This window comes from Pedobacter sp. UC225_61 (assembly GCF_044452285.1).
In the GTDB taxonomy this organism is placed as follows: Bacteria; Bacteroidota; Bacteroidia; order Sphingobacteriales; family Sphingobacteriaceae; genus Pedobacter.
This window is the reverse complement of sequence record NZ_JBIOAL010000001.1, coordinates 2,097,781-2,121,711: the sequence shown is the minus strand read 5'-3', so window position 1 is coordinate 2,121,711 and position 23,931 is coordinate 2,097,781. Positions and strand designations below refer to the sequence as shown.

Below are 23,931 nucleotides of genomic sequence, written 5' to 3'. Positions count from 1 at the left end.
CCCCAGGCAGGTAAAATTCGAAATTTAATAATTCTATATATTATTTACCTCCAAAATATCCTTTTCAAATTGTAGTAAACCCAGCTATCATGAAAATCATTAAATTACTCTTCCTAATTACTATCCTTACCATGAATGTATCACAAGCGCAAACTAAAGGAAAATATGCAACTGTAAACGGTTTAAAAATGTATTATGAAATTCATGGTACAGGGAAGCCATTGGTTTTAATTCACGGTGGAGGTTCTACCTTACATACTACTTTTGGCAGAATTATTCCTTTCTTAGCAAAAACACATCAAGTTATTGGCGTAGAATTACAAGCACATGGACATTCGGGAGATCGCGATGCGCCAGAAACCTTTCAGCAAGATGCTGATGATGTGGCGACTTTATTAAAACACTTAAACATAGCCAAAGCCGATATTTTTGGGTTTAGCAATGGCGGACAAACAGCAATGGAAATTGGAATGCGTCATCCAAACAGTGTGAATAAATTAATTGTGGCTTCTGCATTTTATAAAAAGAGTGGTGCTCCTGCTGGCTTTTGGGAAGGAATGGCACATGCCAAGTTTAGCGATATGCCACAAGTGTACAAAGATGAGTTCCTGAAGATCAATAACAATCCCGCAGCGCTGATGAATATGTTCACTAAAGATTCGCAACGGATGCAAACGTTTAAAGATTGGAAGGCAGAAGATTTACAAAGAATTAAAACGCCTGTATTGGTTTTAATTGGCGACCACGATTTGCCAACACCAGAACATGCGGTAGAAATGTATCGTCTTTTTGATAATGGCCATTTAGCGATTGTACCTGGTTCGCATGGAAGTTATATGGGCGAGATTATGACCAGCAATCCAAATCTTGAAACTTTACAGTATTTTGTAGCGGTGCTCAATGAATTTTTAAGCGGTAAGTAAAATAAAAAAGCAGAGCTAAAATCTCAGCTCTGCTCCTTTTACTATTAATCTCTTTTAGGATTGAGGCTCATCGTAGTTCACCATCCAATTGATGCCAAACTTATCGGTAAACATACCGAAATAAGCTCCCCAAAAGGTTTTTTCCAATGGCATGGTCACTTTTCCTCCTGCAGATAAGCCATTAAATAATTTATCTGCTTCTTCCTCGCTATCGGTATTAATAGAGATGGAAATGTTAGTGCCAACTATGGTTGTTTGTCCGAATGCTTCAGAAGTATCGCTCCCCATTAACACCGTTTCTTTGCTAATTGGTAAAGATACATGCATTATTTTTGCTCCTTCTTCTGCTGATGGTTCAGGTCGACCTTCCATTGGCGGCATCTCGTTAAATCTACCTATATAAGGGAATTCGCCACCAAATACTGATTTATAAAAATTAAATGCTTCTTCGCAATTACCATCAAAGGTTAAATATGGATTTATTTGTGCCATGTTTGTTTGTTGTTTGTTTGAACCATAAAGTTATTATAAATACGGCTACATAAAAAATGTATTGCTAGTAAGTTTGCAGTCGGCTTGTGAATAAACAAGATCAGATTTAACTTAGTGGATGATCTTTTTTGTTGATTTTTTACTACGTTTTTGTTGCATTGCGTTAAAAACGTGAATTTCTACTCGTGGAAGTTTATGGTAAATACCAAGATTGGTTAAACTTACGATTATCTTTCTGGCTGTTTCATTTAGTAGCGTGCTAAGGTCCCCAAAATTAAAGCTACTAATGTTTGGCAACTTCTCTTCAAAGTCTAGCGCAATTTCAAAATAGTAATTGTTTAGGTAATTAATTAAAGAAACAAAATCTTCCTGTTTAGTCGTAATGGTGAGTGTACATACTCTTGATGAGCAGTAGTTTACTAGAACATTGTTTAGCTGATCATAGGCCACGAGTTGCCAGTGGAGCACTAAATAGTTTTGTCCTGTAATTTGTGATTTATCTAAATCGTAATCAATGTTACAATCAATTTTATTACCCTGTGCAAGATCAGGGTTAGGGTTAACGTCAAATCGTATTACATTAATTGGTGTTGTTTTATCTATCATAGGGAGTTAGATTTTTGTACCAACAAATACTTAATCGGAGAGCGTTGATTTAAAGTTATAAAATATTATACTAAAATTGTAGAGTAATTTTAAAATTTAATGCGTGCTAAATTTTAAGTTAACATGACAACTCCTTTCTTAAAAAAACGAAAAGCTGAATAGAAGTTGAAACAACTGTGCTTTTTTACTGTTTAATCTAAAAAATAAAATTATGATAACTCCAGAAAATACTATTCCTCTTGATGATTCTGAAAATTCAGAAGCGGAGGATCAACAAAGTCAGAAAGATATACATTCGAATGGTTTGGATGAAGAAAATCTAATTGCAGACGAAGAGGAACAACCTGATACGGAAATACTTAAACAAGCTTTTGATGCTTCGGAACCTTCTTATACATTAGATGTGGATAAAGGTATTGCTCCAAAGACTGATGAGGGTTAATGTTTTTAGCTCACCGCCGCTAAGGCTCTTTCTTTTCTCTTGATAGAAAAGAAACAAAAGATCAAGGCTGTGTATCATCTCTCGGATTAAGCGATTAAAACTTTTTCGGCAACAAGCAGCAGGTTCGATGAAGGATCGAACTGGCTCATTGTTTTGGATAGTAGTTCTTGAACGTTTTGTGGGGAAGTTTTTAATGCTTTCTCCTTCGGGATGCTACAAGGCCGATCCTCGTTCTTAGGAGTAGTTTGTGGGTTTAAGCCATCGTCCTTTCGGCTGGAGCAACGCGGAATGGAGAAATCTTTGAACTTTAAAGGTTTAGCTTCGCTGAGCAATTGTGGTTTTCGACTACGCTCGAAAAGACGAGTAGGATGTTTATGAACCACATAGCAACAATCGCTTCGCTCTATTCTTTATGTGTTAAGCGTTTTTTCTTTAAAAGAAATGGTAAATGTTGTTCCTTCATTCAAACAACTGTCTACCTCTATTTTACCACCTAATGAGGTAATGTGTTCGTAAACTAAGTGTAAGCCCAAGCCTTTGCTATCTTCATGTTCATGAAACACCTGATACATCCCAAAAATTTTATCTTTTACTTTATCCATATCAAAACCCAAACCATTGTCCGAAATTAATAATTGGTGTACTCCATCCGTTATAACGGCAGTGATTTTAATAAAAGGCGGTTTGCTAGGATTGGCGTATTTAATAGCATTTGTAATTAGGTTCAGGAAAATACTTTCTAAATACAATTTATTAAATTCTATAGTGTTAAACGCAGAAAAATCGCTTTCGAGTTGCGCATTGGCATTGAGCAGCAATGAACTGATAGATTTAGTTACGGTATGCAACACATTAGTTAAGTTTAATTCCTCTAACTGCACGCTTAACTTATCGTTTTTAATCATCACATCCACAAAGTTATTAATTGTATGATGCAGATGTTCACTGGTAGATTTTAAAATGTCCACCAATTCTACCGTCTTTGGATCTTCAATTTTAGCATGATCTAAGAGCTGAGAGATAGCAACTATATTATTTACCGGAGATCTCATATCATGAGATGTCATTTGGGTAAAGCTTTGTAGGTCTTTATTAATTTTACTTAGGTTAGCAATTAATACATTCCGTTCTTCCTCTTCTCGCTTTTTAAGCGTTACATCTTTGGCAATACCAAATACTAATTTTTGATCTGTAAAAGGCATAGATGTCCAGGCAAGCCAAACAATTTCTCCGCTTTTAGTCACGTAGCGATTTTCGAAATTACTTAATAAGGTTCCGCTGTATACAGTTTTACGAGAGTCGTTAGTTATATCTTTGTCGTCTATATAAACAAAGTCGTTAATGGGGCTTGCCATTAGCTCTTCTTCGGTATAGCCTAATAATTTAATTACTGCAGGATTTATTCTTTTAAAATAGCCATCAAAACCTGCTATACATAGCAAATCTGCAGAGATTGTAAAGAAATTACTTAGTAACAGGTATTCGTCAAATTTATTTTTTGAAATGCTTAAAATGTCTGAATTGTCGGTTTTCTCCATAGTAATCTGTAGTGAGCGCTACTTAGATTAGGGATTAATTATTGATTTCAATATTAAAGAAATCATTTAGTTAAATGCATCTTTTATTTAAAATAAATTTTAAATGTTGTGCCTTTGTTCAAATCACTTTCTACTTCAATTTTCCCACCCATTGCTTCTACTTGGTTTTTTGATATAAATAAACCAAATCCTCTAGCATCGGCATTGCCATTAAAGGTTTGGTAGATTCCGAACATTTTATCACCGTATTTTTTCAAGTCTATTCCAATTCCATTATCCGACATGCGCATTACCATTTGTCCATTTTCTTCAAAACAGGTAATAGAAATTACAGGTTTCCTATCTGGATGACTGTAGCGCAAGGCATTAGAGATTAAGTTTAACAGAATACTTTCTAAGTACGCTCTATTGTACATGATCTCTATAGTTTCATCTACCTTGTTTAAAATAGTAGCTTGTTTTACTAATATCTGCGCATTTTGTGTAGCGAGTGTTTTAATAATGTAATCGTACAGATTTAAGGGTTCTACAATGATATCTATACTGGTTTGAATATTGATTACGTTGTTGAGATTAAATAGAGTTTCGTTTAGGTTATTTGCTACAGTTTTGAGTAGCTGGATCATTTCATTTCTATCGTCTTCTGTTTTAGCGCTCTCTATCAAGTTAGAAATGCCTTGTATGTTACTAGAATGTGAGCGTAAATTATGCGAAACGATGTAAGAGAAATTAAGTAAGCGCTTGTTTTGCTCTGTTACCAATTGAAATGATTTATTTAGTGCTTCTTCGGCGTGTTTCTGATTGGTAATATCAATCATAATACCTCTTAATTTTATAGAATGATCATCTTCTTTAATAATGGTTACAATATCTCTAATCCATACGATGGACTTATCTTTTGCAATCATTCTATATTCAAAGTCGCGTTGTTTATCTTCTCTATTGCTTTTAGAAATAAAGGCTTCTACCCTTTCTTGATCATCTGGATGCAAATGATTAAACCAAAAGTTTGGGATATTCATAAACTGCTTAGGTGTATATCCTAAAATATTTTGCACTTTCTTGCTGGTAAACGTATAGGTGCTATTGTTGGGGTTACCTTCCCAAACTATTCCATCAACCGTGTTAATAAGCGATTCGATACGTTGTTGCGAGGCAATTAAAATTTGCTCTTCTAGTTTGCGTTTGGTAACATCTTCTACAATTACAATATGAGTGCTTGGTTCTTCGCCTTCGTTCCATAAAGGGGTTATAATTACATTGCCCCAACTTACTTTACCATCTTTTTTTAAATATCTTTTTTCAGTATTAGAGTGCCTAATCTTTCCGCTTAACAATTGTTTAAAAAGTGTTCTATCTTCATCTAAGTCATCTGGATAAATAATGGTTTTAATCTTTTTAGTCATCAACTCTGCTTCGCTATAGCCTAAAAACTTACATAAGTAATCGTTTACCTCTAAAACGTGACCAGTTTTTGAATCTATTCTGGCTATTCCAATAGCAGCATGATCAAAAATGTTTTTAAACTTACTTTCTGTATCTAGCAATTGCGAGGCTTGATCTGAAACTTTCCCTTGTAATTGTGCTTGTTTTTTGAGTAATCGAGTTAATAAATAACTAGATAAGCCTGTTAAACCTAAACCAAACAGAACAGCACTTACTAACTGTACCCAACTACTGTAAGGGTTTACGTTAACAACGTATAGTTTCCAATCGCCATCTGGAAAGTTGATCGCTTTAGATTGTTGTTTGGTGAAATCGTAGGTAGAAGGAATGAAAAACTCTTCTTTATTCGTTAGATCGTTTACTTTAGAAAATTGAAATTTATAATCTTCGTACTTATTGTTATCAATACCAGCTGATTTAAATAGCTTATCAAGTTTAATTACTACTGCTGAGAAACCCCAAAATTTGTTGTTTATAAATAAGGGTAAACGACCTACTACGCCAACTCCTCCCTGTGTAAGTTTCACCGGCCCTTGGTAATACATTTTTCTACTCTTAATTGCTTTTTTCGCTTCGAGTATTGTTCTTGGTGGACTTTTAAAAAGATCTAGATTAAGTACTTTTTCATTTCCTTTTAGGGGATATATATATTTAACCACGCCATTTGGCACTAATTGTACGGCTTGTAAATCTGGGTTTGAGATAATGAGTTGTTTGGCAACCTCATCAAAATTTTGAGGAACACCGTTATTATCTACCGTAAGTGCTAGAGTGAGTGCAACGGTATAACTGTTTTTTAACGTTTGCTCTATGTTTTGCTCTACGCCATCGAGGATATTAGCAATTTCTCGTTCTTTATTTTCTTGAAAGAGTTGGTAACGTTGACTAACAATTAAACCGATAAGGCTCAGTAAAAACAGGAAGAAGATAAACCCTGAGGTTTTAGGTCTATACAAAAACCAACTAGATAGCTTATGAGGTTTCTTCTCCATCGTTATTAAAAAAGACCTTTTTTGACTACCAACATGAAACTTATAATTTTGAGCGTTCTTTACTAGGCTAATATACTAAAATTGGTTAAATGCAGTTACAACAAATAAAAAAATATGGTTGGTGTTTTTTTTATAATTTGGGGCTTATAGATAGGTGTTGGTATTGTAATTTGTTTGTTTAATGTGGGATCTTAAAGAGATAAAAAAGATTTGCTCTTGCATTACGATACCTCATTAAATTGGGTATGACGTTTATTATAATTTACTAAAATAAATTTTCTGCGGAATAGCATTAAAAACAAATTTGGTTACTTCGCATAGCCAAAGTTTAAGTCCTACTTCTTTATCTTGATAGGATTTTAAAAAATAAATACCACCACCACCAAAGTTTTCTTCACGGATACGTAAAAGCGTAAGGACTTCGGCGCTGTCAAATTGTTTGTCGGAAAGTGTGAGTTTTACAGTTGATACATTGTTGCTGACTAAATCCAACCATTTATCGGCACCTTCTACCATTTGTAAATCTTCAGGATCTCCATTCCATTCTGGTAAGTTTAAATACCATTCGTTTTTTTCGTTTTTATAAAATTCGAAGTTTCTTCTTACCATTTCATTTATTAGACAAGTCCTCACCAGAATTTATTTCAGGGTCTTAGTTGCTGAAAAGATGCTGAAATAAATTCAGCATGACGATAGTGTAAATTTTTCTATAATTAAACTCCTTTTTTAAAAATAACCACACCCAATGGCGGTATATTAATTGAAACAGATTGTTTTTGATTATTGAAAGGAATACTTTCTGCTGGAAAAGTTTCCATATTTAATTTCCCACTACCATAAAATTCTGTGGAATCAGTATTAAAAATTTCTTTCCATTTACCTTTCATCGGAATACCAATTCTGAAATTTTCTCGGTAAACCGGCGTCAAATTAAGTACAATAACCAAGGTATCTTTTGCTTTATCAGATTTTCTCGCATAAATAAACACCGAGTTATCTGCATCGTCTGCATTAATCCATTCAAAGCCTTCGTAAGAAAAATTGTATTTGTATAACGCTGGCTCTTTTTTATATAACAAATTTAATGCTTTCACTAATTGTTGCATTCCTGCATGCGGGGCATGTTGTAATAAATCCCAGTTTAATGATTCTGTGAAATTCCATTCGTTGGTTTGCGCAAATTCATTGCCCATAAACAACAATTTAGTGCCAGGATGTGTAAACATATACGCATAAAGTGTACGTAGGTTAGCAAATTTCTGCCATTCATCTCCAGGCATTTTATAAATCATAGATGATTTGCCATGCACCACTTCATCATGCGAAAAAGGCAACATGAAGTTTTCTGTAAAAGCATACGTCATGCTGAAGGTTAACTGATGATGATGAAACTTTCTATTGATCGGATCATTTTTAAAATATTTTAAGGTATCGTTCATCCAACCCATCATCCATTTCATACCAAACCCTAAACCACCTGCATACACTGGTCGTGTTACACCATCAAATGTGCTGCTTTCTTCAGCTATGGTTTGTACGCCTTTATATTGACCATAAATTGCTTCATTTAAATCTTTTAGAAACTGGATAGCCCCTAAATTTTCACTTCCTCCAAACTCATTTGTTCCAGCTTCTTCGGCTGTTCTCGAAAAATCAAAATACAACATAGATGCTACAGCATCTACGCGTAATCCATCCGCATGGTATTTATCTATCCAAAATAGTGCATTGCTAATTAAGAAAGAGCGAACTTCATTTCTATCGTAATTAAAGATGTAAGATTTCCAATCGGGATGAAAACCCTTACGCATATCGGCATGCTCAAACAAATGTGTACCATCGAAATTAAATAATCCATTTGCATCTCCTGGAAAATGTGATGGAACCCAATCGAGTATGACAGCGATATTGTTTTTATGTAACTCTTCTATTAAGTGCATTAAATCTTGTGGAGCACCATGTCTGGAACTTGCTGCGAAATACCCTGTAATTTGATATCCCCAAGATGGGTAATACGGATACTCCATAATTGGCATAAGTTCTACATGTGTAAAACCCATTTCCAAAATGTAAGGAACTAAGCTTTTAGCAATTTCGCCATAACTTAATACCCTTTCTGGATTACTTGGGTCACGCTGCCAAGAACCTAAATGCAATTCATAAACCGACATGGGTTGGTCGAGCGCATTGAGCTTGGGCCGTTTGGTTAACCATGGTTTATCCTTCCATGTATAATCTGTATCCCAAACAATAGATGCTTTTTGTGGGGGATGTTCCCAACGTAAGGCATATGGATCTCCCTTCTCTAAATCTGTACCATCAAAACCTTTAATATAATACTTGTATACTTCGCCTTTGCCCACATGCGGAATAAATCCTTCCCAAATACCTGATGCATCCCAACGCTTATTGAGTGGATGACTTTCTCTATTCCAACCGTTAAAATTAGCTATAACTGCAACTTGTTGTGCGTTAGGTGCCCAAACTGCAAAATAGGTTCCGTTAATTTTATTGACAGTACAGAGGTGTGCACCCATTTTTTCGTATAAACGAAAGTGCTTTCCTGATACAAATAAAGAGATATCGAAATCGGTAAGTAAACTATGAACCCAAACACTTTTAGCAAAATCTGTAAATGGATTTTCTATTATTGCTGCCTTTGTTTTTTTAACTGGGGTACCTTTTTTTGTGTTGGCCATAGTTCGAAAATTTACACCTCCTAATTTACTTGTTTAAATACTAGCTTAACCTTTTTTATTGAATTATTATTTGGGTAAATAGTTATGCAATCTTAAATCATCTTCATTGTTAATGGCATAATTACACCCGTTGTGCAGCAAAATTATGCGAGATGAAACTTCCATAATTTGACGGTAATAATGATCTGTAATAATAAACCCCTTTTCGGATTTCAACTTAAAAATGTGTTCTTTCAAATCATTTGCTAATAAAGGTGCCAACTGAGAAAAAGGTTCATCTAACAATACATATTTAGCATCGCTGTATACAATTAATAAAGCTTCGACCAATCTTCTGTTTCCACCAGATAAATTTCCAATAGGTTCATTTAAGTTCGATTTAAAAACATCTAGTTGGAGGATTTGTTCTTTGTACCGATTAATATATAAATCGATCAGGTCTTTAATTTTCAAATAGTGTGGAATAAAGTATCCCTGTGGGAGATAAGAAACTTGATGTGTTAAGTACCCTTTTAACTTAAATTCGCCATCAATTTTTAAGTGTTTAAACTTTGGTTGTATACTGCCAAAAATGATTTTTAATAAAGTTGATTTCCCTGAGCCATTTCGCCCTAATAAGCCGACAACCTCACCAACTTTGCAGCTCAAATAAACGCTACTTAATACCTCATTACCACCATAGCGATGATTTACACTATCTATATAAAGCTCCTGCATATAAAAGCAACTATTAATAGAATAAGAAAAAGGACAAAATCTATAGCGAAAAAGGTGGAGAATAATTTGCGATAACTTAACCCCAAATTGCGGTAATAGAAAGCTCGTTGTGCAAACAATAACTTTTCAATGCCCAAAGTTGTTAAATAAGCTACTATTTTAAAGGCTATGGCTAAATTATATAAAGGAATTTTATCAAATCCTTTTTGGAGGAATAAATAAGCGAAGAATAGACTTAAGCAGCAATTAAGAAATAGAACTAGTTTGAAATGATGACTGTAAATGAATATCAATTTCTTGTACATAGTTCTATTTCTAAAAATTTTATGCTCCTATAATCTTAATATGTATAAAGTTTTTATTCGATTTAAATCTTAACCTACTGCGTTCATCGATATTAAAATCTGTTACTTCTTTATCATCAACAAAAATCTTACTTACAGTAAAAGGCAAACCGATTACATTATAATCGTACAATTCATAGTTTGGTGTATACAAACCTTCTGTATCTTGCTTGATAAATAAGTTTTTGCCATCACCTTTTACACTGAATTTCTTCTCTAAATAAATATCTTGTTCGTACGCAAATGTATCTCCATGATCTTCAAATAAGAATGAATTCACTTCGTAATCTGCATAATACACATTTAACCAAACTTCGTCTATCGGTTTTTCACCAACATATTGCATGACTGGATATTCTGGAATTACCGATCCTGCTCTTACAAACAAAGGCATGTCTTCTAATGGAGCAGCAATAGTGTATTCATTTTCTCCATTTAACAATTCATGAGTCCAGAAGTTGTACCACTGTCCTTTAGGTAAATACACAATTCTAGAAACTGCGCCTTGTTCTAATACTGGACAAACTAAAATCTTATCTCCAAATGTGAATTCATCCTGACGATAATGATTGCTGATTTTATCTTGCTCTAGCATTACCAACGGTCTTAAAATTGGGAACCCATAACGGTGATGCTCCCAAAAAACCGAATATATATACGGCATTAATCGATACCTTAACTCAATAAATTTACGATTGATGCTGGTAAAGGGTTCTCCAAAACTCCAAGGTTCGCGTTCGGCAGTATCACCTGCAGAGTGTGCTCTCATAAATGGAGAAAAAGTACCTAATTGGATCCATCTTGTAAACAATTCCCCATCTGGCTCTCCACTAAAACCGCCAATATCTGTTCCGCAAAATGGCACACCAGAAACTGACATCCGTTGGCACTGAATGTTGCCTAATTTTAAATGTTCCCATGTAGCTACGTTATCTCCTGTCCATACACAGGCGTAACGTTGCATACCAGAATAACCAGCTCTCGTAATGGTGAAAGGGCGTTTATTGCGTTGCAATTTCTTTAACCCATCGTACGTAGAACGCACCATTTGCATACCGTAAACATTATGTGCTTTACGATGAGAGCCACGATAACCATCGTAATTATGTCTTACGTCATTTGGAAAAGTTCCTGCACCAAAAACTGCTGGCTCGTTCATGTCGTTCCAAACTCCAGCCACACCTAAATCTACAAGCTCCTTATATAAACCTCCCCACCATTCTCTTACCGTTGGATTGGTAAAATCTGGGAATTGGCATCTACCAGGCCAAACATGACCTTCCATAAAATAATCATCGCTTCTACGACAGAAGTAATTGTTTTCTTTTCCTTCTTTAAATACCCAATAATTATCGTCTACTTTAATTCCTGGATCTATCATCACCACGGTTTTCATACCAATGTTCAATAAATCTTTGATCATCTTTTTAGGATCTGGAAAGTATTTTTTATTCCAAGTAAAGCAACGATAACCATCCATGTAATCGATATCGAGGTAAATGGCATCACAAGGAATTTGATGTGATCTAAAACTTTCTGCAATATCTCTGACCTTTTTCTCTGGATAATAACTCCAACGGCATTGATGAAAACCTAAAGCCCATTTTGGTGGTAATTGATGTGTTCCCGTTAGGGTTTGATAACGTTTCACCACGTCCATCATGTGTGGGCCATGGATGTAATAATATTGCAATTCACCTCCGTCTGCCCAAAAACTGGTTTTAGCACCGTTTTCCTTACCAAAATCAAAATAAGAACGGAATGTATTATCAAAGAAAATTCCATAGCCAGCACCTTGATGTATGCCAATGTAGAAAGGAATTGTACGGTACAAGGGGTCTTGATCCCAACCAAAAGAATAGGCATCTGTATTCCAGTTTTGGAATTTTCTGCCACGTAAATTCATGTTGCCTGATTTATCTCCTAAACCGAAGAAATTTTCTTCTGGCAAACATTCTTTTGTGGCGTAAACATAATACCCTCCAAACTCTACGTTTTCTTCCCAATGCATTGGAGAAGTATCTTGAGTCATAATTGTACCACTTGTATTATCTGTAAAAGAAATTAAAAAATCTTCTTTTTTAACTTTACAGGTTACGGTATTGGTAGAAATAGCGTAATACTCTTCGCTTTCTTCTAATTTAAATGTGGTTACTTTTTGATCTACTATTGGGACTGCATAAGAAAAATCATCTAAGAAAACACCATGAGGAGCTAATCGTACTCTAATGATTTCATCACTTACAACCCTTACTTCTACCCTAGCATTTCCATCAGAAAAATAAAACTTGTTCCCTTCTTTTTTAACTCCTTTTACCGCCGTTAAATATTGTTTTACTATTGGCTTTAAACTAGTTACTGGATTGTTAAGATGCTGAATAACTTCTTCTTCTGTTTGCGATCCTATTGTTTCTGCTAAAATTTGTTTCTCTTCACTATTCGTTTCTTCTTCCATAAATCTAAACTGCTGTTGTACGCTTAACTTAATACTTCTGTATCTTCCACCTGATGCGTAATTACTTTCTTATCGGTAATTAAAAAATTAGCTAAGCCTCCAATAATTAAAGAAGTACCTGCTAATAACATTGCATTAATTACCGCTGAACCAAAAATTAAGTGGTATAAATAGTTTAATCCACCTGTTGCAGCGATAATTTGCGGAATTACAATAAACATATTAAAAATCCCCATATAAATCCCCATTTTTTTAGGATTTATAGCACTCGACAACATAGCATAAGGCATAGAAAGTATGCTGCCCCATGAAATTCCTATTAGAATAAACGAATAAATTAACTGCTGTGGGTCTTGAATAAAGTACATTGAAATGAACCCTAATCCACCAGCAATTAAACTAAACATGTGGATATATTTTCTGTTGATGCTTTTTTTAGCAGCGTAAAAAGTAAGTAGCAGCGCAAAAGCCATCGAAGATAAACCGTACATACCCATGTAAGATCCTACTAAATCGGCTGCATCGTTATATGCTTTACTTGCTGACATAAATAAAGCTTTTGAGGTTTCATCGGCCATATTAAAAGCACTTTCTATGGGAGCTGGTGCATGAAAAACGTGTGTAGTTAATGCTGGCGTAGCTAAACTCCACATGGCAAAAAAAGCAAACCAACTAAAAAACTGAATTATGCCTAATAATTTCATTGTTTTAGGCATTTTACTAATGCTTGAAAAGATCTCTTTAAATCCGTTTAAAAAGCCTTTACTCTGCTCATTTTCTTTTTTAAATTCTTCTAAATCATCTGGTGGATATTCTGAAGTAGTGAAAATGGTGTATAAAACCGAACCTAAAAAGACAACTCCGCCAATTGCAAAAGCTATTTTTACGGATAAGGGAACAATTCCTGGTAGAGCTTCGTTTGAAACTCCCAATTTATTAACCAACCAAGGTAAATTACTGGCAATCCATGTACCTACACCAATTATTAAAGTCTGCATTACGAAACCATACGAGCGTTGTGAATTTGGTAATTTATCGGCAACTAAAGCTCTAAATGGTTCCATTGTAATGTTGATGGATGCATCTAAAACCCACAAGCATCCTGCTGCCATCCATAATACTGGAGAGTTTGGCAAGAAAAACAAAACAACTGTACTTAGTACCGCTCCTATTAAAAAGAATGGTTTTCTTCTTCCCCATCTTGGATTCCAAGTTCTATCACTCAAATAACCAATTATGGGTTGTACTAATAACCCCGTTAATGGTGCGGCGACCCACAAAGCAGGTATACTATCTTGACTTGCACCCAGTGTTTGAAAAATTCGAGACATAAAGCCGCCTTGTAAGGCAAAGCCGAATTGAATTCCCAAAAAGCCAAAGCTCATGTTAAAAATGCTCCAAAATGAAAGTTTTGGTTTACGTGAAAAATCGGTCATGGTTTATAGTTGGTTTAGTCGAATGGTTAAAACTCTAAAATGACTGCGCTCGTAGCAGCCATTGTAATATTGAGTCCATTAATTATATTTTCAGTTTTAAATTTAGTGTCTGATAGTAAATCTGTAAAAGTGATGTTGCCACTTAAATTAAATGCTGCTAGTACATCTTTTGGCAAATTCATAGTTAATTTAACTTCATTTCTATTGAAATTTGTTAAGACTAAAACTCGCTTGTTTGCTGTATATCTTAAATATGCGTAAACTTTATTGTTAAAACCTTTTGAGGTTTTATTTGCTTCTAAAAGTTCATAAAAATTACCACTAGTAATTGCCTCGTTTGTGGATGCTAGGTTTAACAATTTGCTATAGAACTGACGCAACTTTTTTTCATCCTCATTTAGTTTTCCTCCGTCAAATGCTCCATCATTCATCCATTTTTGATGTTGTGGTACTCCCCAATAATCGAAAATTGACGTTCGACCATCATCACCACCAAAACCTTCTGTACCATTTGCAGGTTCGCCGACTTCTTGGCCATTGTAAATCATCACAGGACCAGACGATAATGTTGTAGTAACAACCATTCCAGGTACAGCATACCATGCATTTCCAGCAAATGCTTTAGAAGCAATTCGAGTTTCATCGTGGTTTTCTAAAAAGCGTAACATGTGCTGAGAAAACCCATTACTTTCTTTTTGCCAAACAAAGCTGATGTCTTTTACAGTCGCAGCACTATCGTTAGTTATTAAGCGTTTTAGTCCATCGTATAAACCAACCTTATCGTACAAGAAATCGAATTTCCCATTCACTAAAAACTCTTTATATTGATTTCTATCGTAAGCCTCACCAATAAAGGTTAGGTTTGGGTATTTCTTTTTTAAATCTGTAATTACCCAATTCCAAAATTCTACAGGCACCATTTCTGCTACGTCGCATCTAAAACCATCTACTCCTTTTGAAGCCCAAAAAGCCAAAATGTCTCGCATTTTTTTCCAAACAGGAGGTTGCGGTACAAAATGTTTGGTATTGTTATTTTGTACATCAACACCATAGTTTAATTTAATGGTTTCAAACCAATCGTCTAGTTTTGGAGCAGCATTAAATACATTATTTCCTGTTACTTTAGCTGGATTCTCTTCAAATTTCGCATCTTTTAGCGAACTGTTATATTCATTTCCCCCTGGATTGTATCCTGCAGGAACACTAAATTTTTGCTTTGGAATATAGTAGAAATCATTTGTAGTAGCGAAACCTTTGCTGACATCATCATTTACACCTAAATCTATTACATTGGCTGGTTTAGCATCAGAATGATAGGTTCTCGCTACATGATTTGGAATAAAATCCATTAGAACTTTTAGTCCTTGATGATGTGTGCGCTTTATCAAATCCTCATATTCTGCCATTCGATTTTTAACATTAACCGCTAAATCTGGATCAACATCATAGTAATCTTTAATGGCGTATGGTGAACCCGCCCTTCCTTTCACAATATCCGGATCATCAACTTTAATTCCAGCAGATGAATAATCTGTCATAGTAGCATGTTCAATTACACCTGTATACCAAACATAATTTACACCCAGCTTTTTTAACTCCGATAACGCTTTTTCAGTAATATCATTAAATTTTCCGCTCCCATTTTCTTCAATTGAACCGTAATAATTGTTGGTGGTATTTTTATTACCGAAATAACGGACAAGTGCTTGATAAATCACCAACTTTTTATTTTCGATTTTCTCTTTGGTGGTTTGATTTAAATCTAACATTTGCAAATTATTTTTTTGTCCGTAAGCAGATAAGCCACAAATGACCATCAATACTGCTATTTTGATACCGTTTTTCAATTGATGGTAAGTTGTGTGTCCAGATCTAAAACTCCGTTAGCTTGTAAAACATGGTCTTCGCCAAAAATGTTTAAGGTTAACATTTTTTCACTTTCATTATTTAAACTCACCTTTTGTTGATTTACTTTAACGGTAATTATCGCTTCTCTGAAACCTATTTTAAACGCATAAGATTTCCATTTTTTTGGCAACACCGGATGAAGATGTAATTGATTGTTTTTAATGCGCATTCCACCAAAACCTTCTACTACACTCAACCACGTTCCAGCCATAGAAGTAATGTGCAAACCATCTTCCGTATCGTTATTGTAATCATCAAGATCTAAGCGAGATGTACGCAAATAAAACTCATATGCTCTATCTAAATCGCCAAGTTTTGCAGCAATAATAGCATGTACACAGGGCGATAATGAACTTTCGTGTACAGTACGTGGTTCATAAAAATCATAATTTCTACGGATAGTTTCCAAATCGTAATCTTCTTCAAAAAAGTAAATTCCCTGCAAAACATCAGCTTGTTTTATGAAACATGATCTTAAAATCCTATCCCAACTCCACTTTTGATTTAATGGTCGATCAATTGCAGGTAAATCTTTTACTAAAACTTGTTCTTTATCCAAATATCCATCTTGCTGCAAGAAAATACCTAATTTTTCATCCTCAGGATAAAACATTTTAGTGATAATATCTTGCCAATGCGAAGTTTCCTTAGCTAAATTGAAATTGGTTTTGCTCAATATTTGATCCAATTTCTTTTCATTATCTGCTTTAACTTGAGCAATTGCCTCCATTGTATATTTTAAACACCACGTTGCAATTGTGCTGGTATACCAATTGTTATTAACGTTATTTTCGTATTCATTTGGACCAGTTACACCAAGCATTACATACTTTTCTTTTTCAATACTCCAATTGATGCGTTGTGCCCAAAAACGAGCAATACCAATTAATACTTCTAAACCGTACTCTGCTAAGTATTTTTGCTCTCCAGTGTATCGGATATAATTAAAAATGGCGAAAGCTATGGCACCATTTCTATGAATTTCTTCAAAAGTAATTTCCCATTCATTATGACATTCTTCGCCATTTATGGTTACCATTGGATATAACGCAGCTCCGTCTTTAAAACCTAATTTTTCTGCATTTTCAATCGCCTTTTCTAAATGATTGTAACGATAAATCAATAAGTTTTTAGAAACTTGTTGTGGTGCCGTTGCCAAATAAAAAGGCAAACAATACGCTTCAGTATCCCAATAGGTAGAACCGCCGTATTTTTCACCTGTAAATCCTTTGGGACCAATATTTAACCGAGCATCTTCACCTGTATAAGTTTGGTGCAATTGAAAAATATTAAAACGAATTGCTTGTTGAGCTGCTACATCACCTTCAATTATTACATCACCGTTCTTCCATTTAGTAGCCCAAGCATTCGCCTGTTCTTTCTGCATTTGATCAAATCCTTTAGCGACAATAGTTTTTAAAACATTAACCGCAGCATTTTCTAGTTCTGCCTTATCGTAATTTTCTGAGGAAAGATTAACTGCATATTTATAAATGGTAGTTGCTTGATCTTTTTTAACATTAATAGAAAACAACTGAGTTACCTTTTTTTCTTTAGTAGAAAATTGAGGTTTTATATTTAAAGCAACATCATCTTGATGAATCTCTGTGTAAATACCCGAGCTTACCCAAAAAGCAGTTTTTTTGGTTTCCATGGTAAGCAATGCAAAATCATCTTGCTCTTTAGCACTTATTTCAGTCCAAAATTTTTCATCATAATTTGAATCCTGATTTTTTACATCTCCATCTAAATTAGATTCAATTGTGATCTTCCCATCAAAATTATGTGGAGTGATGGTGTATTTAATTGCTCCAGCTTCATCATCAACTAAACTACAAAAACGAATTGCTTCTACACCGAGAACGTTCCCTTTTTTTAATTCCGCAATAAATTTTCTAGTGAGTGTTCCCTGTTTCATATCTAGTACACGACTAAAATTTGAAACAGTGCAGGTATTTAAATCGAGTACTTCACCGTTAACTATAATATGAATTCCAATCCAACTAGTGGCATTTAATACTTTAGCAAAATATTCAGGATATCCATTTTTCCACCACCCTACGCGAGTTTTATCAGGATAATAAACACCAGCTACATAATTACCTTGTAAAGTTTCTCCAGTATATTGCTCTTCAAAATTGGCACGTTGACCCATTCTCCCGTTACCTAGGCTAAATATACTTTCAGAGATTTTGTTCAACTGCGGATCAAATCCCTCTTCAATAATTTGCCACTCGTTATATTTGATATAATTCTTCATTCTAGTTATAAATTCTCCAATTTCTCAATAGTCATTTCAAACAATCCTTCTATCACTAAATCTGCATTTCTTAATACATCAGTTTTACCAATACCAACTGCTTTCATATTTCCTCTTTTGGCGGCTTCAACTCCTGCAATTGCATCTTCAAAAACTACACATTCTTCTGGCTTAACTCCTAATTCTTGCGCTCCAACTAAAAAAACTTCAGGGTTTGGTTTTGATTTGGTCACTTTATTTCCATCTACTAAAGCATCGAACATATGTGTTAAGCCAATTTGTTTTAGTATTGTTTCCGAATTTTTACTAGCAGAACCCAAAGCAGTTAAATAATTACTTGCTTTTACTAACATTAAAAATTCCTTAGCACCTGGCAAAATTTCTTTGGGCGTCATTTTAGTAATCATATCAACGTACCAGGTATTTTTTAAGGTAGCTAATTCCTGCATTTCATCATCACTTTTTCTTACACCACCCCAATTTAATATAATTTTTAAGGACTCTATTCGGCTAATGCCTTTTAGTTCTTCATTTTGTTCTTCTGTAAAATCAAATCCAAGTTGATTAGCCAATCTTCTCCAGGCTTTATAATGATATACTGCCGTATCGACGATAACGCCATCAAGGTCAAAAATACACGCTTTTATGTTAGACATATTATTGTAATTCAAAGATGTAAGATGTATTAGCAGGTAGTTTTATGTTATCAATTTGAATTTTTTGATCAGTTATGATATTTAATCCCATTTGATGCTTTCCAATTCTTTCTGAAAAACGGCTTGTTACTAAATCTTTAGCTTGGTCATTCGTATTCAATACCACCATTATGGTTTTTTCATTATTGTATCTAAAATATACATAAATGCCATCTTCTGGAACGTATTGCATCAATTTACCAGTTTGTAAAACGGAATTATTTTTACGGTAATTAGCTAGTTTTTTAACAAAATCGAATGCTTCGTTCTCTTTTTCTGTTCTTCCAGATGCGGTAAATTTATTTGTTTTATCTCCTGTCCAACCTCCCGGAAAATCATCACGCACCTTACCATCTGGATTTGCAAAATTTTTCATCAAAATCTCTGTACCATAATACATTTCAGGAATGCCACGAAGTGAAAGCAATAAAATAATACCTGATTTATATTTATTAAAATCTTCGCCAACTTTCGATAAAAATCGATCTGTATCGTGGTTATCTAAAAACAGTACATTTCTAGTTGGGTCTTTATATTGATAATCACTTGCTAAAACGGTGTACAACTTATTCACGCCTTCTGTCCACCCGAATTTTCCAGTTAACGTTTCATTAATTGCAAAATAGGTTTGAAAATCGGTTACACCTTGTAAACCGGTATCAAAATGCTGATTAACTGTACTTCCTTCAGTAAAAAAAACTTGATTAGCAGTTCCATGAACCCAAGTTTCTCCGAAATATGTGAATTTTGGAAATTCTCTAGTAATTGCCATTGCCCATTCTGCCATAAATTTCAGATCATTGTATGCATACGTATCTAATCTAAATCCATCTAAACCAGCATATTCTATCCACCAAATATGGCTTTGCGTAATGTATTTTTTTACTAGTGGATTTTGTTGATTTACATCTGGCATATGATGATCAAACCAACCATCAGTCATTAATTTTTTATCAGCGTTTGATGCATATGGATCAAATAAAACTTGATCTTTATAAGTAGTACCAGTATATTTTGGCCATTGATGAAACCAGTCTTTTGCAGGCGGATCTAAAAATAAAAAATGCTGATCTCCAATATGGTTATGCACTAAATCTTTAATCATTTTCATCCCACGTTTGTGGCATTCATCTACTAACTTTTTATAAAGAGCATTGTTACCAAAACGTCGATCTATTTGATAATTTTCTGTATTAGCGTAACCATGATATGATGTTCTGTATTCATCATTTTCTAATACTGGGTTTAGCCAAAGTGTAGTTATACCTAGCTCTTGTAGATAGGGTAACTTATTGATAATCCCTTGAATATCACCTCCATGTCTAGAATACATCGAATCGCGATTCAAAGTCATATCTTTCATCCCATTTATTTTATCATTGCTTGGATCACCATTAGAAAAACGATCTGGCATAATTAAATAAATAAGGTCTTTATTAGTTACCCCCTCAGTATGATTTGTTCTAGATTTTAACTCGTAAGTATACTTAATTGCTTTTTCGCCCTTTTTAGTAAAAGTCATTGGGAACGTTCCCGATTTTGTAGCTGAAGAAATTTGCAGGTTCACAAATAGATAGTTAGGGTTTTCAACTTTTTGAACACTTACCAGCTTCACTCCAGGATAATTAAGTGAAACAGATTTATCTGAAATTCGATTTCCTTTTACCAATAATTGCAATGATTGATCTTTAAAGCCAACCCACCAATTGAGAGGTTCAATTCTCTCCAAACTAGCCATCTGCGCTTTAAGAACTTGGAATTGGGCTGATAGAAATACTGTTAAAAGAAATAATTTCTTGATCATTTTATATTTGGTTAATATAACTCTAACGAAAGTGTTAATTTTTAAGTTAAAACGCAAAGATTTTTTAAAATATAATCGTAAACAAAAAAGCTTTCCGAATATATTTCGGAAAGCTTTTTAATAAAATATAAGATCTACTACGGATTAAATGTAAATGATAAATAATAAAGTGCGCCAACTTCTGGGTTACCAAATGAAGTGCTATAATATTTATTTAAAACATTTGAACCTCCTAATTTAACAACAGATTTAACCGAAGGTATTTTCAAGTTAACTTGTGCATCAAATGTTGAATATGAAGGAACTGTTCCAGTTGCAAAAGTTGAGTTCCAATAGAACTGATCTTGCCAACGGTATTGAACATTGAAACCAAAGTTTTTAATGATTTCTTTACTACCAACACCAGCATTAAATCTCCATTCTGGAGTGTTAAAGTTATTATCGAAACCTGCAGGAATATCACTTAATTTATTATAAGAAGTATTTCCATTAAAGTTAAACTTGCCTACTTGATAATCTAAACCAAAAGCACCACCATACGATTTAACTTTTGTAGCAATATTTACAGGAACGCTAAATTTAACAGCTGTTGTAGTTGGGTTTTGATATAATTCTACACCGCCAATAAAGTCTTCATAGATGTTATAATAAGCGTAAGCGTCAATTAATAAGCTTCTTGTAGCTAAGCCTTTGTAACCTACCTCGAAAGATTTAACACTTTCAGGACGTAAACCGCCAGCATCAAAAGTATATGGCTGCAATAATGTAGTATTTGGAGCGCCAGCAGCTGCTGAAGCTAAAAATGCTCTATAACTTGCAGCAGTTACACCTTTATTTGTGTTTAAATTATATTTATTAATTGACTCTGGTAAACCACCAATTAAACGAGTTGAACCACCACCTACAGCTAAATCAATATACTGATCTTGTGTAGTTGGATTACGGTAACCTGTTTGGAACGATGCTCTAATATTATTGTTAGGAGCAACTGTCCATACACCTGTTATACGAGGAGTAAGTCTACCTTCGAAGTTCTTGCTTTTATCATAACGACCAGCAACAGTCATTTTAAATTTGTCGCCAAATTTCTTACCTAATTGCGCATAAGCTCCGTATTCATCAATTACAATGTCACGAGTTAAATCATCGAAGATAGTACCTTCTGAATGCAAAAAGTAATCGCGATAAGATGCTCCAACAATTAACTCTACTACATTATTAAATGCATTAGAGAAGTTGTACATACCTTCGTAATGATATAAGTTGGTTTTATCATTGAACTTAGCTCCATTTGCTGGACCAATAGTTTTAGATGCAATTGCGCTCTTAGCAGTTTCATAACCAGCAGTACCAGGTACTAAACGGCCAATATCCGCTTGTGATCTTGCATAAGCTTGTGCAGCAGCATCAGTTTGTCCACCTGCTCTAGCACCAACATAATTTCCAATGTATTGAGGAAACCAAGTAGTAGATGGTTTCCAAGCCTCATTAATAAAAGTACCTAAAATCGTTGCATTATAAGCATCGCCAGAACGTTCTTGAGTGGTGTAACCTCTTAAGAAGAAATCTTGTCCTTTTAACTCTAATTTATATTGACCAATTTTAAAGTTTCTTAATGAATAACGATCTGTACCTGTATAAACTGATGTACCAGTACCCCAATTTGCTTGTGCAATAGCTTCAACAGTATTGTTAAATTTATAGTGTAAAGAGGTTGATGTCTTTAAAGATTTAGTATCATAATCAACTAAATCAGTTTCATTATAACCAGTTCTCGAAACAAATTGATTTGGAATTAATCCAGCTTTTAAACCAACATAAAATGGAAAATAATTTGCAACAGCTGGTCTTAATGCTGCTGGCAAACCACCTAAAAATGCAGCTTGTTGTGCAGCATTAGGAACTATTCCTGGAAATGCACCATCTATCATTGTTTTAATATTCGGAATAGCACCGCTTGTTGCAGCATTAATACCTGCAATAGTTTGGTTCTGTACGCTTTGAGATACGTTAATCATATTCTGACTAATCTCATCTCCATAAACGTTTACACCATCATAATTTGGATCACTATTTCTATCTCCGCTTTTTAACTGACGAGCAGTTCTATCAAAGTTTCTTGTATCTGTAGCAGCCCAATCTTTCGCTTGTAAAAACCCAAATGATGTTTTAAAACCAAATTTATTATTCCATGATTTTGCCAAACGCACATTTAATTCTTTAAATTCTTGTACACCTTGCCCTGTTTTATCATCATTTACATGATTAATACCTGTTTTGTATTGAAAACTTGCTCCTTGATATTGGTAAGGATTTTTTGATGTCATCAATAAAGTACCATTGATACCACCAGCACCATATAATGCAGATGCAGCACCCGGTAATAACTCCACATTATCAACATCTAACTCTGTTAAACCTACGATATTACCAACCGAGAAGTTTAAACCTGGTGCTTGATTGTCCATTCCATCAATATATTGATTAAAACGAACGTTACCATTGGCATTAAAACCACGAGTATTAACTGATCTGAAAGTCATACTTTGAGTACTCATTTCTACGCCTTTTAGATTATTTAAAGCATCATAAAAAGAAGGTGCTGGAAGTTCTTTTAAAGCAGCAGAACTAATACGTTCAATAGAAACAGGAGATTCTAAAATACGTTCTGGTGTTCTTGATGCAGAAACAACTACTTCTTGCCCTAAAACTACTCCACTTTCTAATTCGAACGTTAAGTTAGAAGTGTTACCTGTCACTTCTCTTTCTACAGTTGTATAACCTATGTAAGAAATGTTTAAGGTAAAAGGTACTTTTTCAGTCGTACTAAATGAGAATTGACCTTTTAAATCTGTAGAAGATCCAATAGTTTTCCCTTTTATAGTTACGCTCACGCCAGGAATAGGCTCTTTAGTTAGCTTATCTGTAACAGTACCGCTAACCACAATGCTTTGAGCATGCGCTACAACTCCAGTTGTGAGCAACATAAAAAGCATAAAAATGACTTTTGTAAAAATTTTCTTCATACTTAAGTAGTTTATATTTTGTTTATTTACTATAAACTTAATACAAATTTTGTTAGTAACAAATTCTATTCGGCATAAAATTTATATAGCAAAATCTAATTTGATTATAAATGAATTTAATTTTATAGTAAATTGCAGAAGTAAGTTT

The 23,931-nt window shown here is 34.2% G+C and carries 16 protein-coding genes; 2 read left to right on the top strand and 14 right to left on the bottom strand.

Going from position 1 to position 23,931, the window contains the following annotated elements; translation table 11 throughout:
• Positions 1–89 precede the first annotated feature (89 nt).
• The gene (locus ACHMWN_RS09805; RefSeq protein WP_397300299.1) at positions 90–923 is read left to right on the top strand and encodes an alpha/beta fold hydrolase; all 834 of its coding nucleotides are present in this window, start codon (positions 90–92) and stop codon (positions 921–923) included.
• Positions 924–977: 54 nt separating this feature from the next.
• Here the strand turns inward: ACHMWN_RS09805 and ACHMWN_RS09800 are convergent, their stop codons facing one another.
• Together ACHMWN_RS09800 and ACHMWN_RS09795 are read right to left on the bottom strand one after the other, a co-directional pair.
• The gene (locus ACHMWN_RS09800; RefSeq protein ID WP_397300297.1) at positions 978–1,415 is read right to left on the bottom strand and encodes a VOC family protein; all 438 of its coding nucleotides are present in this window, start codon (positions 1,413–1,415) and stop codon (positions 978–980) included.
• 111 nt (positions 1,416–1,526) lie between these two features.
• Complete coding sequence (locus tag ACHMWN_RS09795; protein ID WP_397300295.1) at positions 1,527–2,021, bottom strand: hypothetical protein; 495 nt, start codon at positions 2,019–2,021, stop codon at positions 1,527–1,529.
• A gap of 211 nt (positions 2,022–2,232) precedes the next feature.
• On the opposite strand from ACHMWN_RS09795, the gene ACHMWN_RS09790 reads away from it, so the two are divergent.
• Entirely contained in the window at positions 2,233–2,463 is a 231-nt protein-coding gene (locus ACHMWN_RS09790; RefSeq protein WP_397300292.1) for a hypothetical protein, read from the top strand.
• Between the two features lie 410 nt (positions 2,464–2,873).
• Here the strand turns inward: ACHMWN_RS09790 and ACHMWN_RS09785 are convergent, their stop codons facing one another.
• The 12 genes from ACHMWN_RS09785 to ACHMWN_RS09730 form a co-directional block, all read right to left on the bottom strand.
• Positions 2,874–4,001 carry an ATP-binding protein gene (locus tag ACHMWN_RS09785; protein ID WP_397300290.1) on the bottom strand — a complete coding sequence of 376 codons (1,128 nt, stop codon included), beginning with the start codon at positions 3,999–4,001 and terminating at the stop codon, positions 2,874–2,876.
• An 83-nt stretch (positions 4,002–4,084) separates the two neighbouring features.
• The gene (locus ACHMWN_RS09780) at positions 4,085–6,439 is read right to left on the bottom strand and encodes a PAS domain S-box protein (protein WP_397300287.1); all 2,355 of its coding nucleotides are present in this window, start codon (positions 6,437–6,439) and stop codon (positions 4,085–4,087) included.
• Between the two features lie 255 nt (positions 6,440–6,694).
• Positions 6,695–7,048 (bottom strand): DUF6717 family protein, encoded by a 354-nt coding sequence (locus ACHMWN_RS09775; protein WP_397300284.1) that lies wholly within the window; start codon positions 7,046–7,048, stop codon positions 6,695–6,697.
• A gap of 104 nt (positions 7,049–7,152) precedes the next feature.
• On the bottom strand, positions 7,153–9,138 hold the full coding sequence (gene glgB / locus ACHMWN_RS09770; RefSeq protein ID WP_397300282.1) for a 1,4-alpha-glucan branching protein GlgB: 1,986 nt from the start codon (positions 9,136–9,138) through the stop codon (positions 7,153–7,155).
• Between the two features lie 66 nt (positions 9,139–9,204).
• A complete protein-coding gene (locus ACHMWN_RS09765; protein WP_397300279.1) occupies positions 9,205–9,855 on the bottom strand; it encodes an ATP-binding cassette domain-containing protein in 651 nt (216 codons plus the stop codon).
• A 324-nt stretch (positions 9,856–10,179) separates the two neighbouring features.
• The gene (locus ACHMWN_RS09760; RefSeq protein ID WP_397300277.1) at positions 10,180–12,654 is read right to left on the bottom strand and encodes a glycoside hydrolase family 31 protein; all 2,475 of its coding nucleotides are present in this window, start codon (positions 12,652–12,654) and stop codon (positions 10,180–10,182) included.
• A 23-nt stretch (positions 12,655–12,677) separates the two neighbouring features.
• Positions 12,678–14,090 (bottom strand): MFS transporter, encoded by a 1,413-nt coding sequence (locus ACHMWN_RS09755; RefSeq protein ID WP_397300274.1) that lies wholly within the window; start codon positions 14,088–14,090, stop codon positions 12,678–12,680.
• Between the two features lie 26 nt (positions 14,091–14,116).
• Complete coding sequence (locus tag ACHMWN_RS09750; protein ID WP_397300272.1) at positions 14,117–15,937, bottom strand: alpha-amylase family glycosyl hydrolase; 1,821 nt, start codon at positions 15,935–15,937, stop codon at positions 14,117–14,119.
• On the bottom strand, positions 15,934–18,258 hold the full coding sequence (locus ACHMWN_RS09745; protein WP_397300269.1) for a glycoside hydrolase family 65 protein: 2,325 nt from the start codon (positions 18,256–18,258) through the stop codon (positions 15,934–15,936). Before ACHMWN_RS09745 ends, ACHMWN_RS09750 begins: the two co-directional genes overlap by 4 nt.
• 5 nt (positions 18,259–18,263) lie before the next feature.
• Positions 18,264–18,914, bottom strand: a complete 651-nt coding sequence (gene pgmB, locus ACHMWN_RS09740) for a beta-phosphoglucomutase (RefSeq protein ID WP_397300267.1) — start codon at positions 18,912–18,914, stop codon at positions 18,264–18,266.
• A gap of 1 nt (position 18,915) precedes the next feature.
• Positions 18,916–20,757: a glycoside hydrolase family 13 protein gene (locus ACHMWN_RS09735; RefSeq protein ID WP_397300265.1), complete on the bottom strand. Its 1,842-nt coding sequence runs from the start codon at positions 20,755–20,757 to the stop codon at positions 18,916–18,918.
• 137 nt (positions 20,758–20,894) lie between these two features.
• Complete coding sequence (locus ACHMWN_RS09730) at positions 20,895–23,783, bottom strand: TonB-dependent receptor (RefSeq protein WP_397300262.1); 2,889 nt, start codon at positions 23,781–23,783, stop codon at positions 20,895–20,897.
• Positions 23,784–23,931 lie beyond the last annotated feature (148 nt).

What these genes read in the sequence shown, in the direction of transcription:
- ACHMWN_RS09800 (WP_397300297.1), bottom strand. Translation starts at nt 1,415, where the DNA reads ATGGCACAAATAAATCCATATTTAACCTTTGATGGTAATTGCGAAGAA.
- ACHMWN_RS09765 (WP_397300279.1), bottom strand. Translation starts at nt 9,855, where the DNA reads ATGCAGGAGCTTTATATAGATAGTGTAAATCATCGCTATGGTGGTAAT.
- ACHMWN_RS09795 (WP_397300295.1), bottom strand. Translation starts at nt 2,021, where the DNA reads ATGATAGATAAAACAACACCAATTAATGTAATACGATTTGACGTTAAC.
- ACHMWN_RS09790 (WP_397300292.1), top strand. Translation starts at nt 2,233, where the DNA reads ATGATAACTCCAGAAAATACTATTCCTCTTGATGATTCTGAAAATTCA.
- ACHMWN_RS09760 (WP_397300277.1), bottom strand. Translation starts at nt 12,654, where the DNA reads ATGGAAGAAGAAACGAATAGTGAAGAGAAACAAATTTTAGCAGAAACA.
- ACHMWN_RS09735 (WP_397300265.1), bottom strand. Translation starts at nt 20,757, where the DNA reads ATGATCAAGAAATTATTTCTTTTAACAGTATTTCTATCAGCCCAATTC.
- pgmB (WP_397300267.1), bottom strand. Translation starts at nt 18,914, where the DNA reads ATGTCTAACATAAAAGCGTGTATTTTTGACCTTGATGGCGTTATCGTC.
- ACHMWN_RS09785 (WP_397300290.1), bottom strand. Translation starts at nt 4,001, where the DNA reads ATGGAGAAAACCGACAATTCAGACATTTTAAGCATTTCAAAAAATAAA.
- ACHMWN_RS09775 (WP_397300284.1), bottom strand. Translation starts at nt 7,048, where the DNA reads ATGGTAAGAAGAAACTTCGAATTTTATAAAAACGAAAAAAACGAATGG.
- ACHMWN_RS09755 (WP_397300274.1), bottom strand. Translation starts at nt 14,090, where the DNA reads ATGACCGATTTTTCACGTAAACCAAAACTTTCATTTTGGAGCATTTTT.
- ACHMWN_RS09730 (WP_397300262.1), bottom strand. Translation starts at nt 23,783, where the DNA reads ATGAAGAAAATTTTTACAAAAGTCATTTTTATGCTTTTTATGTTGCTC.
- ACHMWN_RS09805 (WP_397300299.1), top strand. Translation starts at nt 90, where the DNA reads ATGAAAATCATTAAATTACTCTTCCTAATTACTATCCTTACCATGAAT.
- glgB (WP_397300282.1), bottom strand. Translation starts at nt 9,138, where the DNA reads ATGGCCAACACAAAAAAAGGTACCCCAGTTAAAAAAACAAAGGCAGCA.
- ACHMWN_RS09745 (WP_397300269.1), bottom strand. Translation starts at nt 18,258, where the DNA reads ATGAAGAATTATATCAAATATAACGAGTGGCAAATTATTGAAGAGGGA.
- ACHMWN_RS09780 (WP_397300287.1), bottom strand. Translation starts at nt 6,439, where the DNA reads ATGGAGAAGAAACCTCATAAGCTATCTAGTTGGTTTTTGTATAGACCT.